Origin of the sequence: uncultured Microbacterium sp., assembly GCF_964244775.1 — a bacterium.
GTDB lineage: Bacteria > Actinomycetota > Actinomycetes > Actinomycetales > Microbacteriaceae > Microbacterium.
Genome location: NZ_CAXTJR010000005.1, coordinates 95531 through 111819, shown reverse-complemented (window position 1 = coordinate 111819; position 16289 = coordinate 95531). Strand labels below are relative to the sequence as shown.

The following is a 16289-nucleotide window of genomic DNA, read 5'->3' as shown; positions in this document are numbered from 1 at the left end:
GGCCTGATGAGACGGATCCCGCGCACGCTCCGGTACGGGATGCTCGGCGCGCCGTGGCGGGTCGCATGACGCGCCGGCTGCGCCGCGGGCGAGAGCTCGGCGGCTTCGTCCCGCGCATCCTCGCGCTTCCCGCGCTGGTGGGCCTCGCCTTGCTCGTCGTGCCGCTCGCCGCCCTCGTGGCGCGCGTGGAGTGGTCGACCCTCTGGGCCGACATCACCGCGCCGGCCGCGCTCGACGCGCTCTGGCTGTCGCTGCGGACGGGCCTGATCGCAACCGGCATCTGCCTGGTGCTGGGCGTGCCGCTCGCTCTGATGATCGCCCGCAGCACGCCGCGCAGCGCCGGCGTGCTGCGGGCGCTGGTGACGGTGCCACTCGTGCTGCCGCCGATGGTGGGCGGAGTGGCCCTGCTGTTCCTGTTCGGGCGCAACGGCGCGCTCGGGCAGCTGATGGACGCGTGGTGGGGCATCCGCATCCCGTTCACGACGCCCGCGGTCGTGCTCGCCCAGACCTTCGTCGCCCTGCCGTTCCTGGTGCTGGCTCTGGAGGGCGCGCTGCGTACGTCGGGCATCGAGTACGAGCGCACGGCGGCGACCCTGGGCGCGGGCCGCTGGACGATTCTCTGGCGGGTGACGCTGCCGCTGGCTGCCCCCGGGCTGGTCGCCGGGACGGTGCTGTGCTTCGCCCGGGCGATCGGCGAGTTCGGGGCGACCGCGCTGTTCGCCGGGAATGCGCCCGGCGTCACGCAGACGATGCCGCTCGCGATCTACACGGCTTTCAACGGTTCGGGAGTCGGGCAGGGCACCGCCGTAGCCCTCAGCCTGCTGCTGCTGGTGACCGCGCTCGCCGTGCTCCTGCTCGTGCGGGCGTGGCGACCGGGGGCCTCACGATGAACCGGGTGCGTCGCGATGAGGCGCGATGAGGGAGGTGCCGTGAAGGGCGCCGGGGGGAAAGGCGCCGGGGTGAAAGGCGCCGGGCTCGCGGCGGACGTCGTGGTGGAGCGCTCCGACACTTATCGCCTGAATGCCGCTCTGCGCGCCGAGCCCGGCGAGGTCGTCGCGGTCATGGGTCCGAGCGGCGCCGGCAAGTCGACCCTGCTCGGCGCGATCGCCGGCACTGTGCGGCTGAGCGACGGCACCGTCACGATCGGGGGCGAGATCGTGGCATCCGCGCGCCGGAGCGTTCCCGCCTCGCGCCGCGGGGCCGTGCTGCTCGGCCAGGAGCCGCGACTCTTCCCGCACCTGACGGCCCGTGCGAACGTCGCGTTCGGGCTGCGGGCGCGCGGCATCCGGAAGACGGATGCTGAGAGCACCGCCGACGAGTGGCTGTGGCGCGTCGGCCTCCCGGGCGCCGGCGACCACCGGCCCGCCGAGCTCTCCGGTGGGCAGCAGCAGCGTGTCGCGGTGGCGCGTGCGCTCGCGGTCGAGCCCCGCGTGCTGCTGCTGGACGAGCCGCTCACCTCGCTCGATTCCGAGACGGCGGGCGAGATCCGCGCGATGATCTCCGAACAGCTGGCCCCCTCGCGGGCCACGGTGATCATGGTGACCCACGATGTCGTCGACGCGACCGCCATGGCCCATCGCCTGGTCGTGCTGGAAGCCGGCCGCGTGACGCAGGAGGGGGCGGTCCGGGACGTGCTGGGCACTCCGGCCACCCGGTTCGTCGCGGCGATCGCCGGCGTCAACCGCGTGGAAGGTCTCGCGTCGGCCGGCCGATGGCATTCCGCCCACGCCGCGCCCGAGGTCATCCTCGCCGGCGCTGTGCCCGGTGGCGCCGCCGACGGTGCTCCGCTCGCGGCGGTCTTCCGCCCCGGTGCGGTGCGACTGGAGCCGGTGGTCGATGCATCGTGGACCGGGGCGCTCCGCCTCATGGCCCACGAACCCGCCACCCCCGGGGAGTGGCTGGCGCGCGTCGTCCGTCTCGAGCAGAACCTCGGCGGCGTGCGCGTCCACACCGCCGCGCCGCCGGTCGCGGTCGACATCTCGGTCGAGGCGGCGGCCGCCCTGCGACTCACCGCTGGGACGATCGTCCGGCTGCGCGTCGCGGCCTCCGATGTGCGTCTGCAGTCGGTCCCGGCGCCCGCGGCCACCGCAGCCCCCGCGGCCAACGCAGCCACCGCAGCCCCCGCGGCGCCTCTCGAAGCCGCGCTCTAGAATCGGCGGATGCCCCGCATCCGCCCCTTCAGATCGGGTGACGAACCCGCGCTGGCCGACATCTGCCTGCGCACAGCGGATGCCGGAGCCGACGCCACCGGCATCTTCGACGACGATGCGATCTGGGCCGAGATCTTCGTCCTGCCTTACGTCGCGCGGCATCCGGACCTCGCCTCCGTGGTCGAAGCCGACGACGGCCGGGTCGTGGGGTACATCGTCGGCACGTCCGACACCGACGCGTTCGAGGCGTGGTTCCGCGACGAATGGTGGCCCGAGCACGGCGCTCGTTGGCCCAGGCCCGCGCAGGAGCGCACGCGGCAGGACGCCACGCTGCGCTATGCGTACGCACGGGCTCCGGGGGCCGAGCCCTACGGCGGCGACTACCCCGCGCACCTGCACATCGACCTCCTGCCCGAAACGCAGGGCGGTGGATGGGGGCGCCGGCTCATCGAGACGCTCGTCGAGGCTCTCCGCCGGCGTGGAGTGACGGGGCTGCACCTCGTCGCCTCGGACACGAATTCCGGAGCGATCGCGTTCTATCCCAGGGTCGGGTTCACCCCGCTCCCGTCGCACCCCGGCGTGCGGGCGTTCGGGATGACGCTGAGGCCCGAAGCGGGCTGAGTCAGCCGGCCGTCAGGTCACGCACGCGCCGCCGTTCGCGCAGCGAGTGCGCGGGGCGGCCGGGCGCAGCATCCCGCTTCGCGTCGAGCACGTGCTGCTCGATGAGCCCGGCGTAGGCGACGCGCCAGCTCCGGATCCGGATGTCGGCGATCGACCTGGTGTCGTCGATCGTGGCGCGGCGGACGGAGAGCACCCAGCGACGCTATCGCGATGCGACCACCGGCGGCGCGGCCCGGAAAGCCCTCACGGCGTCGGCCATCGTCGGGTAGTACGCGTCGTCGCCGAGCAGCGCGGTGATGCCCGAGCGGTCGAGGTGCGCACGGACGTTGTCGGCGACGTTGGCCAACGCGAGATGAACACCACGGTCCTTCAGCTCGTTGAAGGCCTGGATCACCGTCTCACCGCCGCTGTAGTCGACGTCCGACATCGCCGCCGCGTCGATCACGAGCCACCGCACGGTGGGGGCGCCCTCGCCGACGAGGGTGAGCATCTCTTCGTTGAATCGGTTGGCGTTGGCGAAATAGAGGCTCGCGGCGAAGCGATAGACCACGAGTCCGGGCTCGCTGGTGGCTCCTGCGGCCACTGGGACGGTTTCGCTCATCTCCTTCGGCGCCGTGATGATCACGCCGTCCGTCGGGCGGTAGCCGTGGCTGAGGTGCGTGATGATCGACAGGATGATCGCGAGGATGATCGCCTGCTCCACACCCACCGTCACCACGACGAGCGCGGTGATGACCGCGACCGCGAATTCGCCTCGACGGATCCGCAGCACATGCCGGAGGCCCTTGATGTCGATGAGTTCGACGCCGATGAGGAAGACGACGGACGCCAGCACCGCCGTCGGCATGAACGCGAGAGGCACGGTGAGAAACAGCAGCACGATGAGCACGATGAACGCGGTCGTCAGCGATGCGATCTGCGAGCGACCGCCTGCACCGGTCACCATCTGGGTCTTGGTCGGGCTGCCGTTCACGACGAATGCGCCTGAAAGACCGGCGGAGATGTTGGCGAGTGAGAGGCCGACGAGGTCGGTGTTCTCGGAGAACTGCTCCTCGAATTTCGCCGCGTAGGCGCGTGAGGTGGCGGCGCTCTGCGCGAGGATGACGACGAACAGTGCACCCGCGGTGCCGAGCAGTGGTGCGAGTTCGGCCCACGTGATCGCCGGGATGCCGAACTGCGGCAGGCCGCTGGGGACCGTGCCGAGCACGGCGACGCCGTCGGCGGCGAGATCGAACTGCCAGCTGACGATGATCGCCCCGACGACCGCGATCAGGGCCCCCGGAACGCTCGGCGCGAAGATCTTCGTGGTGAGCGCGATCGCCAGCACGGCGAGCGACACCCAGACCGTGGGCCAGTTGAGGCTCCCGAGGTCGGCCATCGTGGCGAAGAACTTCTCGATCGTGCCGCTGGAGCCCGGCCACGTCTTGGTGAACGTCGGAGCGGGGATGCCGAGCATGTCACCGAACTGCCCCAGAGCCACCTGGATGCCCACGCCGGTGAGGAAGCCGATCAGCACGCTCCGCGACAGGAAGTCGGCGATGAACCCCAACCGGGCCACACGGGCGAGGATCAGCAGGAGCCCCGTGATGATCGCGAGAGCACCGGCGAGCTGCACGTACTGCGGCGACGCGAGGGGCGCGAGCCCGGCGAGCCCCGCGGCCATGATCGCCGCCGTCGCCGAGTCGGCACCCACGACGAGGTGGCGCGACGAGCCGAGCAGGGCGAACACGGCGATCGGGATCAGGATCGTGTAGAGGCCGGTGATCACCGGCATGCCGGCGATAGCGGTGTAGCCCATCACCTCGGGGATGCCGAGGGCAGCCAGGGTGGCGCCGGCGGCGATGTCGGCAGGCACCCGCTTGATCTGCACGGGAAGGATGCCCTGCAGGAGGGGCAGACGCCGTCGAGCGGGCGCGGGGTTGGCTGACATGACTGGATGCTATGGCCAGCGCCCCGCGCGGCGACTCGCCCGGGAAGGGTGATTCAGGCGGGCGACCTGCGGGGCCGACGGGGCGGCCGTCAGCCCTCGAGTCGGCCGTTCTCGATGCGCACGACGCGATCGACGAGCCCCGCCGGCACCGCGACGTGCGAGATGAGGATGACCGACTGATCCGCACCCACGGCGCCGAGCAGATCGGTGAGGAGGGTGTCGGAGGCGGCGGGATCGACCCCGGCCGTCGGCTCGTCGAGCACGAGCACCGGAAACCCGCGCAGCAGCGCGCGGGCGAGCGCGATGCGCTGCGCCTGCCCGCCCGACACGAGCGCGCCGCGCTCGCCGACACGGGCATCGAGGCCGCCGCGCTCGCGGACCCACGGCCCGAGCCCGACGCGGTCGAGCACCTCGAGCAGCTCGGCATCCGTCGCCGTCTCGCGCGCGAAGAGGAGGTTCTGACGGACGTCTTCATCGAAGAGCATCGGATGCTGTTCGCACAGGCCGACCGTCAGCCGCACGTCGTCGGCCGCGAGTGCCTGCACCGGCCGATCGCCGATCTCGTACGTGCCGGAGATGTCGAGAAAGCGCACGAGCGCGTGCGCGAGGGTCGTCTTGCCCGCGCCGCTCGAGCCGACGACGAGCAGGCGTTCGCCGGGTCGTACATCGAGGTCCACTCCGCTCAGCGACGGCGCTGCGACTCCGGGCCAGTGCGAAGAGACGCCGCGGAGGCGCAGGCCGGTGCCCAAGGCGGGACCGACGCCGGTGGGGAGGACGGTATCGGCGACGAGGCCGTCGGGAAGCTCCGTGGGAAGAGCGTCGGCGATGCGCTCGGCCGAGGCGCGCACCTGCCGCCACGCCGAGGCGGCGAGCGGGACGGCGGCGAACACCTCGAACACCGCCATCGGCACGAGCACGACGATCGCAAGCTCCGGGCCCGCGAGGGATCCGGCCGAGACGAGGGGCGCGCTGACGAGAACGGCGGCGATGGACGCGAGCCCGGCGAGGACCGATACGAGGCCCGCGGTGCCGGCCTGGGCGCCGGCGCGCCGCACGATCGCCTGGCGCAGCCGCGCGTCCGCGGCGAGGATGCGGTCGCGACTGGCGTCCTGCGCACCGTAGGCCGCCAATACGTCGAGGCTGCCGAGGTGATCGGTGAGCGCGTCGGCGAGGGCGGCGCGCCGTGGGGCGATCGCGCGCTCGGCGCGGGCGCCGGAGGCCCAGCCCCACAGTGTCGCCGCGGCGGCGGCTGCGACGAGGCATCCGAGCATGGTCAGCGCGGCGGGCCACGAGATGAACGCCACGAGCACGACGCCACCCAGCGCGACCGTCGCGGACGCGACGAGCGGCTGGACGACCCGCAACGGCAGGTTCTGCAGGTCGTCGACGTCGTCCACCAGGGCGCCCAGCACCGACCCATGGCGTGTGCGGGCGAGTCCGTCGGGTGCGAGCGGGATGAGACGTCTCACCAGCGACGACCGCGACGAGGCGAGCTGGCGCAGGGCCGCGTCGTGGCTGGCGAGCCGGTCGGTGTAGCGGAAGGTCGCGCGGGTGAGCGCGAACAGGCGGACGCCGACGACCGCAGCCGAGATGTAGAGCACGATCGGCTGTTCGCTCGCGCGCACGATCAGCCATGCGCTCACCGCGAGGAGCGCGACGGCGGATGCCTCGGACGCGAACGCCGATGCCGCGCCCGGCCAGAACCGTCGGAGCGGGGGCATGGCGCCGCGCAGGACCGACTCCGTCGTCGTGGCGCTCATCACGCGTTCACCTCCACGGGCCACAGCTGCACGACGCGATCGGCGATCGTGCGGGCGCTCGTGCGGTGCGAGACGAGGACGACGGCGGCTCCGGCATCCGCCAGTTCGCGAACCGACCGCCACAGCCGAGCCTCGGTCTCGGCGTCGAGGGCGGCGCTGGGCTCATCGATCGCGAGCACCTCGGCTCGCGCGCGCAGGTGCCGGTAGAACGCGCGGGCCACGGCGACGCGCTGCGCCTGGCCGCCCGAGAGCCCGGTGCCCTGCACACCGAGCTCCAAGTCGGGGTCGAGTTCGCCCGCGCACGCACGCCGCAGCGCGTCTCGCACCAGAGCGGGATCGGGCTCGGTGTCGCCCAGCGCGACGTTGTCGCCGATCCGTCCGGCGATCAGGCCCGCCTGCTGTCCGGCCCAGGCGATCCAGGTCGGGGCGGAGAGCTCGCGAACATCGCGTCCGCGCCAGGTCGCCGTCCCCTCGAATCGCGCGGCGCCCCGCAGGGCCGCGAGCAGGCTCGACTTGCCGGCGCCGCTGGGCCCTTCCACCAGCACCACCTCGCCCGCGGAGACTTCGAGATCGAGGGGCGGCAGCATCCGCTCGCCGCGCTCCACCCGCATACCTCGCACCCACAGCCCCTCGCCCGCGTGAGTCGAATCGGTCGAGGTGCGGACGACCTCGGACGGGGAGTCCGCCACTCGGCCGGAACTCCTCGTCTCGGCGGCGGGGCCCGCACCGGCGGCACCCGCACCGCCGGCACCATCCAGCACCTCGAACACGTCGTCGGTCGCGGCGACGCCCTCGGCGGCGGCGTGGAACTGCACGCCGACCTGCCGGATCGGCAGATATGCCTCGGGCGCGAGCAGCAGCACGAAGAGCCCGACCGCGAGGGTGAGCGATCCGTCGAGCAGCCGGAATCCGATCGTGACGGCGATGATCGCCACCGAGATGCTCGCGAGCAGTTCGAGGGCGAACCCCGAGAGGAACGAGATGCGCAGCACGCGCATCGTCTCGGTGCGGTACCGCTCGGTGACCTGTTCGATGGATGCTGCGGCGCGATGCTGGCGGCCGAAGACCTTGAGGGTCGACAGGCCCTGCACCGTATCGGCGAACCGCACGGCGAGCGCGTGCAGGGTGTTCCACTGACGCTTCTGCACCGACCGGGTGGCCATGCCGATCAGTGCCATGAAGAGCGGGATGAGGGGGAGCGTGAGCAGCACCGTCAGGCCGCTGATCCAGTCCGCCCACCACATCACGAGGATGATCAGGGGTGTGGCGATCACGGTCTGCACGAGCTGCGGCAGGTAGCGCCCGAAGTAGGCCTCGAGGGCGTCGAGGCCGTGGCCGGCCGTGAGCGCCAGCTGAGCGGAGTTGCGCGACGAGAGCCACGCGGGGCCGAGCGTGCCGACCGCATCGACGAGTGCGCCGCGCAGCTGCGCCTGCACGGTGGCAGCGGCTCGGGCGGCGACGGCGTCGCGCGCCCAGAGCAGGATGGCGCGCACGGTCACGACGAGGGCGAGCAGACCGAGTGTGGTGGCGAGCTCGGGTGCCGGCATCCCGTCGATGGTGCCCACGATCGCGCGTGTCAGCAGCCACGCGAACGCGATGATCACGAGTGTCTGCGTGCCGCCGATCAGGGCGATGACGACGAAGAACCCGCGCGAGGCCTTCGCGTAGCGCAGCAGCCGGGGGTCGACGGGACGGATGCTGTCGCGCGGCGCGTCAGCGGAGTCCGAAGCCATCATTCGATCCTGCCTTACCGTCGGAGCTGCGGACCGAGAACCTCAATGCGCGACCGCGGCCGCCTTCTCGATGCGCGTGCGCGAGACGCGGCGGCGGAAGACCCAGTACGTCCACGCCTGGTAGACGAGCACGAGCGGGAGGAAGATGACGGCGGCCCACGTCATGATCGTGAGGGTGTAGTCGGTGCTGGAGGCATTGTCGATCGTCAGGCTGAAGGCCGGGTCGGTGCTGGAGACCATCACGTTCGGGAACAGCGCGAACCACAGCGTGAGGACGGCGCTCACGATGGTCGCGGCGCCGAAGCCGAACGCCCAGCCCTCGCGGTCGCGGAGGTTGAACAGAATCGACATGACCAGGCACACCGCCGCGATCGCGGCACACGCGATGACGGCGGCCATGAGCGGCGCACCGTTGCGTGCGGCGATGAAGATCGTCCAGATCAGGAAGATCGCGGCCACCACGACCGTGATCATCCCGGCTCGCCGAGCGAGCGTGCGGGCGTCGTCGTGCACCTGGCCGTCGGTCTTCAGCGCGACGAAGTAGACGCCGTGGGTGAAGAACAGCAGCAGGGTGGTGAGGCCCCCCAGCAGGCCGTAGGGGTTGAGCAGTGTGAGGAGCGAGCCGGTGAACTCGTGGCTCGCGTCGATCGGGACGCCCTGCACGATGTTGGCCAGTGCCACGCCCCACAGGACGGCCGGCACGGCCGAGCCGACGACGATCATCGTGTCGAAGCCCTTTTTCCACTGGAGTGAGTCGCGTTGGTGGCGATACTCGAAGGAAACGCCGCGGAGGATCAGGGCGAGCAGGATCAGCAGGAGCGCGAGGTAGAAGCCGCTGAACATCGTCGCGTACCACTCCGGAAAGGCCGCGAACAGACAGGCTCCCGCGACGATGACCCACGTCTCGTTGAGGTCCCACACGGGGCCGATCGTGTTGATGATCTGGCGGCGGCCGATGTCGTCTTTGCCGAGGAACGGCAGCGACATCCCGACTCCGAAGTCGAACCCGTCGAGCACGAAGTAGCCGACGAAGAGCGCGCCGATGATGAAGAACCAGACGTATGCGAGATCCATGGCGGGCTCCTAGTAGACCGTCGTCGGGGTGTCTTCGAGCGCGTGATCCGTCGGATCCGGGTCGCCCGGACCGGGTAGGGGTTCAGGCCCGGTGTGCGCGGTCTTCATGATGAGCCCGATCTCGACGACCGCCAGGATCGCGTAGATCGCGGTGAAGGCGACGAGCGAGATGAGCACCGTCCAGCCCGGGACGCTCGGCGAGACGCCGTCCTGGGTGAGCATCAGGCCGAACACGATCCAGGGCTGTCGACCCATCTCGGTGAACACCCAGCCCACCAGGATTGCGAACAGCGACGCCGGCCATGCCCAGATCGCCAGACGCCACGCCCAGGTGGGTACCTCGCGCTTAGCCTTCTTGCGGGTGAGCCACAGGCCCGCGACCGACACCAGCGCGGCGATGCCGCCGAGCCCGATCATCCAGCGGAACGACCAGTACGTGATCCACAGCACCGGCGCGAAGTTGCCGTTCACCCGGTCGGCGAACTGCGGGAAGAGCTGCGTCGCATACGCGTTGTTCAGGTCGTTGATGCCTTCGACGCAGCCATCGAAGGTGTGCGTCGACAGGAACGACAGCAGGTAGGGCACGCGGATCGAGAAGAGCTCGGAGGTTCCGTCCGGTGTGCCGAGAGTGAAGACCGAGAACGAGGCGTTCGCCCCGCACGCCGTGTTGAAGAGGGCTTCGGCGGCGGCCATCTTCATCGGCTGGGTCGAGACCATCACGAGCCCGAGCTGGTCGCCCGAGACGGCGACGCCGACGAACGCGATAATCAGGCCCCACAGGCCGTAGCGCAGCGACGTGCGCATCATCTCGATGTTGCGCCGACGCACGAGGTGCCACGCCGAGATCGAGACGATGACGCCCATCGTCATCATGAACGCGGCGAACAGCGTGTGCGGGAGGGCTGCCAGGGCCACCCGATTGGTGAGAACCGCGAAGAAGTCGGTCATCTCGGCGCGGTGGCCGTCGGCCGCCATCTTGTAGCCGACCGGGTTCTGCATGAACGCGTTGGCTGCGAGGATGAAATACGCCGAGAACCAGGCGCCGATCGTGGCGATCCAGATGCTGGCCAGGTGCAGGCCCTTGGGCAGCTTGTCCCAGCCGAAGATCCACAACCCGATGAAGGTGGCCTCGAAGAAGAAGGCCATGAGCCCCTCGAACGCGAGGGGTGCGCCGAACACGTCACCGACGAAGCGCGAGTACGACGACCAGTTCATCCCGAACTGGAACTCCTGGACGATGCCGGTCACCACACCCATGGCGAAGTTGATCAGGAAGATCTTGCCGAAGAAGCGGGTCAGGTGCAGCCACTTGAGGTTCGCGGTGCGGAACCACGCCGTCTGGAAGATCGAGACGGTCAGCGCCATCCCGAGCGTGAGGGGCACGAAGAGGAAGTGGTAGAGGGTCGTGAGACCGAACTGCCAACGCGCGAGCAGCAGGGGGTCGAGCAGGTCCACCGAGGTGCCTCCGATCACTCTGAGAGTGTGGTCTGACCACAGTAACATGTGGTCAGACCACACGCCATGGGCAGTTCTCCCGTGCCCGTCCAGGCTCCCGCATCGACCCGACTCACGCCAGTGCCGCGGGCCGTGAAAAACGGCCCCGCGCGGTGAGGTCGCGATTACGCTCGAAGGATGAGTGCACGATGCGGCGCGAGTTCGCGATCATGACGGCTGTTCCCGTCATGATCGGCGTCCGTGCAGCGCTCCCGACGGACGGCCGGACGGATGCTGCGCCCGCCGCACTCGGTGCACCGCTGGTCGACACGCACCGGCGCGTGCATCGCGATCTTCGGATCTCGCTCACCGATCGCTGCTCACTGCGCTGCACCTACTGCATGCCCGAGCAGGGGAACGAGTGGCTGGCGCGCTCCAGCATCCTGAGCCTCGAGGAGATCGAGCGGATCGCGCGGGTCGCTGCGGCCGACGGCGTCACGACGTTCCGGCTCACGGGCGGTGAGCCGCTGCTGCGGGCCGACATCGTCGAGGTGGTGCGGCGCCTCAGTGCGATCGTGGGCGCCGACGGGCCGGTGCAGCTCGCGATGACGACCAACGGCATCCGCCTGGCAGCGCTGCTGCCCGATTTGATCGACGCGGGGCTGCACCGCGTGAACATCAGCATCGACACGCTCGACCGCGAGAGGTTCCGCGAACTCACGCGGCGCGATCGGCTCGACGACGTCCTCGAGGGGATCGCGGCGGCCGCAGCATCCGGTCTTCGTCCGCTCAAGCTGAACACGGTCGCGATGCGGGGTGTCAACGACGACGAGCTGCCCGATCTGGTCGCCTTCGCGGTCGAGCACGGCGCCGAGCTGCGGTTCATCGAGCAGATGCCGCTGGATGCCGGGCACACGTGGGACCGCGCCCAGATGGTGACGCGCGACGAGATCCTCGCCGCTCTCTCGGAGCGGTGGGAGCTCACGCCGATCCCGGGGCGCGGGGGAGCGCCCGCCGAAAGATGGACGCTGGATGGCGGCCCGCACACGGTCGGGATCATCGCGTCGGTCACCGCACCGTTCTGCGGTGATTGCGACCGGCTGCGGCTGACGGCCGACGGGCAATTGCGCAACTGTCTCTTCTCGACGACCGAGTACGACCTGGTGCCGATCCTGAGATCAATCGCTGAGCCCGCCGAAGCGTCGTCGATCGACTTGGGCATCGATCGGATGCTGCGCTCCTGCGTCAGCGGAAAGCTCCCTGGTCACGCGATCAACGACCCGAGCTTCCTCCAGCCCGCGCGAGGGATGAACGCGATCGGCGGCTGACGCCGAATACTCGCACTCCGGCGCTCCGGCGCTCGGCGATCAGGCGGCGGCGTGCGAACGTGCGAGCTGCAGGACGCAGCCGTTCGGCACGCCCTCGGGGCGCACGGCGACGGCGCGCAGCGGACCGCCGGCTTCGGTGAGCACGCCCTGCATGATGCCGAGGTGCACGGCGCACAACGTCTCGCGATGGTCCGCCTGCGTCGCCTGATGGTGGCACCGCCTCACCTCGAGCGTCAGGTTGTGAGCGTCGAAGGCGGGGTCGAACCCGGAGTCGGCGAGGTGCTCGACGATCGCGTCCAGCTGGTGGAGCGCGTCGGGGTCGAGGTCGCGCGTGTCGGGTTCGGCGTCCGGGATCATCCGCCGCATGAGATCGCCGCGGTTCGCCGCTTCGCGGACCTTCCGTTTGGCGACCGGGCTCGAGATGGCCGCCTCACCCATGACAGCGGTGAACAGCACTCGCGGCCGGCCGCGCGTGGTGCGGTGCTCGATGGTGCGGACGACGAGTCCGTCGGCCTCGAGGCGCTGCAAGTGCTCGCGGACGGTGTTGGGGTGAAGGGCGGTGGCCTCGCTCAATTCGGTGATCGTGCGGCGGGTCCGCTCGGTCAGCAGTCGCAGGATCTCGACGCGGCTGTAGCTGGAGATGGCGCTGTATCCGGCTGTCGTGGAGGACATGGCCTCATTATTCATGGGGCCCGCGAGCGGCTGGATGAAGCCTCTCGACGTCGAGGGATTTCTTCTTGATGTCGAGATATCCAGGTCTGATTCGCGTCCTTCACGCGGCTCGCCAGCCGGCGCGTTGGGGTTGTGGTGGTGGTGGATCCCAGGCCCATTTCCACGCCGCTTTCGATGTCAGGGCGATGGGTCGGCGGCCGCCGGGTGGGTGGAGCATGAAGTTCTCATGGCCGTTTCGGGTGATCTTCCATCCGTGGTTGTGCAGGGTCATGTGGTGGTGTCGGCAGAGGAGGATGCCGCGGTCGATGTCGGTTCGTCCGCCGTCGGCATAGGGGTCGATGTGGTGTGCTTCGCAGTACGAGACGGGGCGTGTGCATTCGGGCCACATGCATCCGCCGTCGCGTGCGGCGAGAGCAAGCGTCTGCGTAGCGGTGTACAGCCTGTGCGCGCGTCCGACGTCGAGCGGGTTCCCGTGTCGATCCGCGGTGATCGTCACGGTGCCGGCGGCGCACACCGCACGATCGATCACGGAGCCCGGGAACGCATCGCCGCCGTCTTCGGCTTGCCCGGTGCCGAGGAGACGTCCGAATGCGTCTCGCGGACCCTGGATGTCGTTCACCGTGACCAGACGCACCCCCGGCTGGCGGGCACCGAACACATCGCTGGCAGAAGCGAGTGCTCCGGCGCGCAGGACGTCCATGAGCAGGTCGTAGGCGAGTTGATCGTTGGTGCGGGGATCGTCGCGCAGCTTGTCGGCCGCGGTGACGTCGGCGCTGTTCACGAACCTCGGTCCGCCCCGGCGAGGACGCAGTGCCGCGTCGAGGATCGTCCGCACCCACAGCGCCATCTCGTCGTCGTAGGTGATCTTGGCGTGGTGCTGACCGTCGGCGTCGGTCCACATCCGGTACGCGCGCGATTCGTACCGCTTCGCGAAGCGCGCTTCGGCGCCGGTGGGGTCGAGCAGGTCACGGATGATCCGCGCTCGCTTGCCGAGCTCCTCCACGGGCATCTGAGACGCCTCTGCCACGAGACCTTCCGCGGCGAGGGTCCACGCTTCGCAGACCGCCTCGGAGTCGATCGTGATGTCGCCGATCACCGCTGGTTCGCCGAGCCCGCCGCGGATCGCGTCATGCTGAGCGGGGGTGAGCGCGCCGCTGAGCAGCGCGGTGCGCAGTGGTTCATGCCACGGCGCCGCGGCCTTGATTGTCGGATCGGCCGGCTCACCGGCGGCGCCTTCCACCAGCGCCACGCCGACCCGCACCTGCCGGGTGGCGTCGGCCTTCGTTCCGCCCGTGATCGACTGGATCAACGACACCGGCGACGCGAATCCCTGCCCGGCAGCAAGGCCTCCGCCTCCGTCGTCACGTCGAGAACGCTGCGCCGCGACACCGGCGAGCACGGCCTGCAACCGCGCGGCGTCATTGGCCAACGCTGTCACGTCGGCCAGAGCATCCAGCACCGACGAATCACTCAACCGCACCGCGCACGACGGCAACGCCGCAGCCTCGACATCCAGTTCATCCCACGCCGCAAGCCGGTCGACCCGGTCGCGTATCGCGGTGAGGATGTTCATACAGCTATCGTGACAGGACCCTCAGACATCAGAACAGAAATACGAGAGCCTGTGGAGGGATTCGGACACGCAGGGGTCCTGGGGAGGCGTCGGCAGGCATCAGATCTCGGGGCGATCAGCCGAGCTTCGCGGAGTGAGCGTCACGTCGGCGACGGGATGGACGAACGCTCGCGACGGGCTGGAGGAACGCCGCACGGGGCCGGAAATGGTTGAATGGGATGGACGCCTGACGGGCGCGCACGCCATCCGACAGGAGCCCTTGAATGACCGCCAGTACCCCGCAGATCGTCGTCTTCACCGGTGACAGCATCACCGATTCAGGCAGGCGGGACGACCCCGAGGGCCTCGGCGGGGGCTACGTCCGTCTCATCGCGGAGAAGGCCGCGGGTTCCGACCTCGTGATCCGGAACACCGGTATCAGTGGCAACCGAATCGTCGACCTGGAGCACCGGTGGGACGAAGACGTGCTCGCGGCCCGCCCCGACGTGCTGACGGTCCTCGTCGGAGTGAACGACACGTGGCGCCGGTACGACAGTGACGATCCGACGTCCGCCGAGGCGTTCGAGGCCGGCTACGACCGGCTGCTGGGCGCCGCCGCGGCGGCGGGCGTGGAGCGCATCATCCTGATGGAGCCGTTCCTCGTCCCGGTCACGGACGAACGCCTCGCGTGGCGGGCGGAAGACCTCGATGAGAAGATCGCCGCCGTCCGGCGACTCGCCGACAAGCACGGTGCGATCCTCGTTCCGTTGGATGCCGTCCTGAACAGTGCCGCGGACGCGCTGTCTCCGGCGGAGATCGCGGCAGACAGCGTGCACCCCACGCCATACGGACACCGGCTCATCGCCGAACAATGGTGGGAAGCTGCGGCCCCCGTTCTGAGGAAGGTCGCCGAGTAGGCCGGGTAGCCCGCTGGGTCAGCTGACCCGGGTCCCGACCCAGCCCAGCGCCGGCGCGACGTACTTCGCGAACGACTCGACCATGCGCAGATTGAACGCGACGCCCAGCTGCGACGGGATCGTCAGCATGAGCGTGTCGGCGGTCTGGATCGCGGCATCCCCGAGCAGCTGCTCCACGAGCACGTCGGGCGCTGCCGCGTACGTCTTGCCGAACGTCGAGCGCATGCCGTCGATGTAGCCGATGCCATCGCCGTCCTGACGGCCGCCGAAGTACATGTCCTCTTCGTCGGTCGTGATCGGGAAGATGCTGCGGCTCACCGACGTGCGCGGCTCGCCCGCATGCCCAGCTTCGCGCCACGCGGCACGGAACGCGTCGATCTGCTGCGCCTGCAGCTCGTCGAAGGGCAGACCCTTGTCTTCGGTCAGGAGCGTCGACGACATGAGGTTCACACCCATGCGCCCCGCCCATTCGGCCGTCTCGCTGTTGCCGGCACCCCACCAGATGCGCGAGCGCAGTCCGGGGGAGTACGGCTCGATGCGCTGCAGACCGGTGCCGCCGCCGAACGGGCTGTTCGGATCGCGCTCGGCCAACCCCTCGCCCTCGATCGCCCTGAGGAACGTCGAGAAGTGCTCGCGGGCGATGTCGGCGCCGCGGGAATCCTGCGATCCCGTGTAGCCGAACGTCTCGAATCCGCGGACGACCGACTCGGGTGACCCGCGGCTCACGCCCAGCGCCAGTCGTCCATCGCTGATCAGGTCGACCGCGGCCGCTTCCTCGGCGAGGTAGAGGGGGTTCTCGTAGCGCATGTCGATGACGCCGGTGCCCACCTCGATACGTTCGGTGCGCGCGGCGATGGCGGCCAGCAGCGGCATGGGCGAGGCCTGCTGGCGCGCGAAGTGGTGCACGCGGAAGTAGACGCCGTCGACGCCGAGATCGTCCATCCCCTGTGCGAGGTCGATGGCCTGGTGCAGCGAGTCGCCGGCGGTGAGCTCCCGACCACCGCCTAGCGGCCCGTAGTGTCCGAACGAGAGGGTTCCGAATCGTTGCATGATGACGACAACGATGGGGATGCCGCATCCATTCCTTTGAATGGATGCTCGCGCTCGACGTAGGCGAT

Annotated in this window: 14 protein-coding genes; 5 read left to right on the top strand and 9 right to left on the bottom strand. The window is 69.9% G+C overall.

The window, feature by feature from the left end:
* The first annotated feature begins 65 nt into the window (after positions 1-65).
* From ACFE6Z_RS10610 to ACFE6Z_RS10600, 3 genes are all read left to right on the top strand, one after another.
* Entirely contained in the window at positions 66-890 is an 825-nt protein-coding gene (locus ACFE6Z_RS10610; protein ID WP_375385659.1) for an ABC transporter permease, read from the top strand.
* 69 nt (positions 891-959) lie between these two features.
* Positions 960-2150 (top strand): ABC transporter ATP-binding protein, encoded by a 1191-nt coding sequence (locus ACFE6Z_RS10605; RefSeq protein WP_375385658.1) that lies wholly within the window; start codon positions 960-962, stop codon positions 2148-2150.
* A gap of 9 nt (positions 2151-2159) precedes the next feature.
* A complete protein-coding gene (locus ACFE6Z_RS10600) occupies positions 2160-2771 on the top strand; it encodes a GNAT family N-acetyltransferase (RefSeq protein WP_375385657.1) in 612 nt (203 codons plus the stop codon).
* Position 2772: 1 nt separating this feature from the next.
* Here ACFE6Z_RS10600 and ACFE6Z_RS10595 read toward each other — a convergent pair whose 3' ends face one another.
* The 6 genes from ACFE6Z_RS10595 to ACFE6Z_RS10570 all read right to left on the bottom strand — a co-directional run bounded on the left by ACFE6Z_RS10595 (position 2773) and on the right by ACFE6Z_RS10570 (position 10723).
* Positions 2773-2964 carry a hypothetical protein gene (locus ACFE6Z_RS10595; RefSeq protein WP_375385656.1) on the bottom strand — a complete coding sequence of 64 codons (192 nt, stop codon included), beginning with the start codon at positions 2962-2964 and terminating at the stop codon, positions 2773-2775.
* 9 nt (positions 2965-2973) lie between these two features.
* Positions 2974-4701 (bottom strand): SulP family inorganic anion transporter, encoded by a 1728-nt coding sequence (locus tag ACFE6Z_RS10590; RefSeq protein WP_375385655.1) that lies wholly within the window; start codon positions 4699-4701, stop codon positions 2974-2976.
* Between the two features lie 89 nt (positions 4702-4790).
* Positions 4791-6461 (bottom strand): thiol reductant ABC exporter subunit CydC, encoded by a 1671-nt coding sequence (cydC, locus tag ACFE6Z_RS10585; RefSeq protein WP_375385654.1) that lies wholly within the window; start codon positions 6459-6461, stop codon positions 4791-4793.
* Entirely contained in the window at positions 6461-8194 is a 1734-nt protein-coding gene (cydD, locus tag ACFE6Z_RS10580) for a thiol reductant ABC exporter subunit CydD (protein ID WP_375385653.1), read from the bottom strand. The genes cydC and cydD overlap by 1 nt, the downstream gene beginning before the upstream one ends.
* Positions 8195-8236: 42 nt before the next feature.
* The gene (cydB, locus tag ACFE6Z_RS10575; RefSeq protein ID WP_375385652.1) at positions 8237-9268 is read right to left on the bottom strand and encodes a cytochrome d ubiquinol oxidase subunit II; all 1032 of its coding nucleotides are present in this window, start codon (positions 9266-9268) and stop codon (positions 8237-8239) included.
* 9 nt (positions 9269-9277) lie between these two features.
* Positions 9278-10723: a cytochrome ubiquinol oxidase subunit I gene (locus ACFE6Z_RS10570; protein WP_375385786.1), complete on the bottom strand. Its 1446-nt coding sequence runs from the start codon at positions 10721-10723 to the stop codon at positions 9278-9280.
* A 209-nt stretch (positions 10724-10932) separates the two neighbouring features.
* Between ACFE6Z_RS10570 and moaA the strand changes: the two genes are divergently transcribed.
* On the top strand, positions 10933-12030 hold the full coding sequence (moaA, locus tag ACFE6Z_RS10565; RefSeq protein WP_375385785.1) for a GTP 3',8-cyclase MoaA: 1098 nt from the start codon (positions 10933-10935) through the stop codon (positions 12028-12030).
* A gap of 39 nt (positions 12031-12069) precedes the next feature.
* On the opposite strand, the gene ACFE6Z_RS10560 is transcribed toward moaA, so the two are convergent.
* Positions 12070-12702, bottom strand: coding sequence for an ArsR family transcriptional regulator (locus tag ACFE6Z_RS10560; protein ID WP_375385651.1), 633 nt, complete (start codon positions 12700-12702; stop codon positions 12070-12072).
* A gap of 100 nt (positions 12703-12802) precedes the next feature.
* Positions 12803-14275, bottom strand: coding sequence for a DUF222 domain-containing protein (locus ACFE6Z_RS10555; RefSeq protein WP_375385650.1), 1473 nt, complete (start codon positions 14273-14275; stop codon positions 12803-12805).
* A 263-nt stretch (positions 14276-14538) separates the two neighbouring features.
* Here ACFE6Z_RS10555 and ACFE6Z_RS10550 point away from each other — a divergent pair, with 263 nt between their 5' ends.
* Complete coding sequence (locus ACFE6Z_RS10550) at positions 14539-15171, top strand: SGNH/GDSL hydrolase family protein (RefSeq protein ID WP_375385649.1); 633 nt, start codon at positions 14539-14541, stop codon at positions 15169-15171.
* Between the two features lie 18 nt (positions 15172-15189).
* Here ACFE6Z_RS10550 and ACFE6Z_RS10545 read toward each other — a convergent pair whose 3' ends face one another.
* On the bottom strand, positions 15190-16221 hold the full coding sequence (locus ACFE6Z_RS10545; RefSeq protein ID WP_375385648.1) for an LLM class flavin-dependent oxidoreductase: 1032 nt from the start codon (positions 16219-16221) through the stop codon (positions 15190-15192).
* Positions 16222-16289: the final 68 nt, after the last annotated feature.

What these genes read in the sequence shown, in the direction of transcription:
- ACFE6Z_RS10610 (WP_375385659.1), top strand. Translation starts at nt 66, where the DNA reads ATGACGCGCCGGCTGCGCCGCGGGCGAGAGCTCGGCGGCTTCGTCCCG.
- ACFE6Z_RS10600 (WP_375385657.1), top strand. Translation starts at nt 2,160, where the DNA reads ATGCCCCGCATCCGCCCCTTCAGATCGGGTGACGAACCCGCGCTGGCC.
- ACFE6Z_RS10590 (WP_375385655.1), bottom strand. Translation starts at nt 4,701, where the DNA reads ATGTCAGCCAACCCCGCGCCCGCTCGACGGCGTCTGCCCCTCCTGCAG.
- cydC (WP_375385654.1), bottom strand. Translation starts at nt 6,461, where the DNA reads ATGAGCGCCACGACGACGGAGTCGGTCCTGCGCGGCGCCATGCCCCCG.
- cydD (WP_375385653.1), bottom strand. Translation starts at nt 8,194, where the DNA reads ATGGCTTCGGACTCCGCTGACGCGCCGCGCGACAGCATCCGTCCCGTC.
- cydB (WP_375385652.1), bottom strand. Translation starts at nt 9,268, where the DNA reads ATGGATCTCGCATACGTCTGGTTCTTCATCATCGGCGCGCTCTTCGTC.
- moaA (WP_375385785.1), top strand. Translation starts at nt 10,933, where the DNA reads ATGACGGCTGTTCCCGTCATGATCGGCGTCCGTGCAGCGCTCCCGACG.
- ACFE6Z_RS10560 (WP_375385651.1), bottom strand. Translation starts at nt 12,702, where the DNA reads ATGTCCTCCACGACAGCCGGATACAGCGCCATCTCCAGCTACAGCCGC.
- ACFE6Z_RS10555 (WP_375385650.1), bottom strand. Translation starts at nt 14,275, where the DNA reads ATGAACATCCTCACCGCGATACGCGACCGGGTCGACCGGCTTGCGGCG.
- ACFE6Z_RS10550 (WP_375385649.1), top strand. Translation starts at nt 14,539, where the DNA reads ATGACCGCCAGTACCCCGCAGATCGTCGTCTTCACCGGTGACAGCATC.
- ACFE6Z_RS10545 (WP_375385648.1), bottom strand. Translation starts at nt 16,221, where the DNA reads ATGCAACGATTCGGAACCCTCTCGTTCGGACACTACGGGCCGCTAGGC.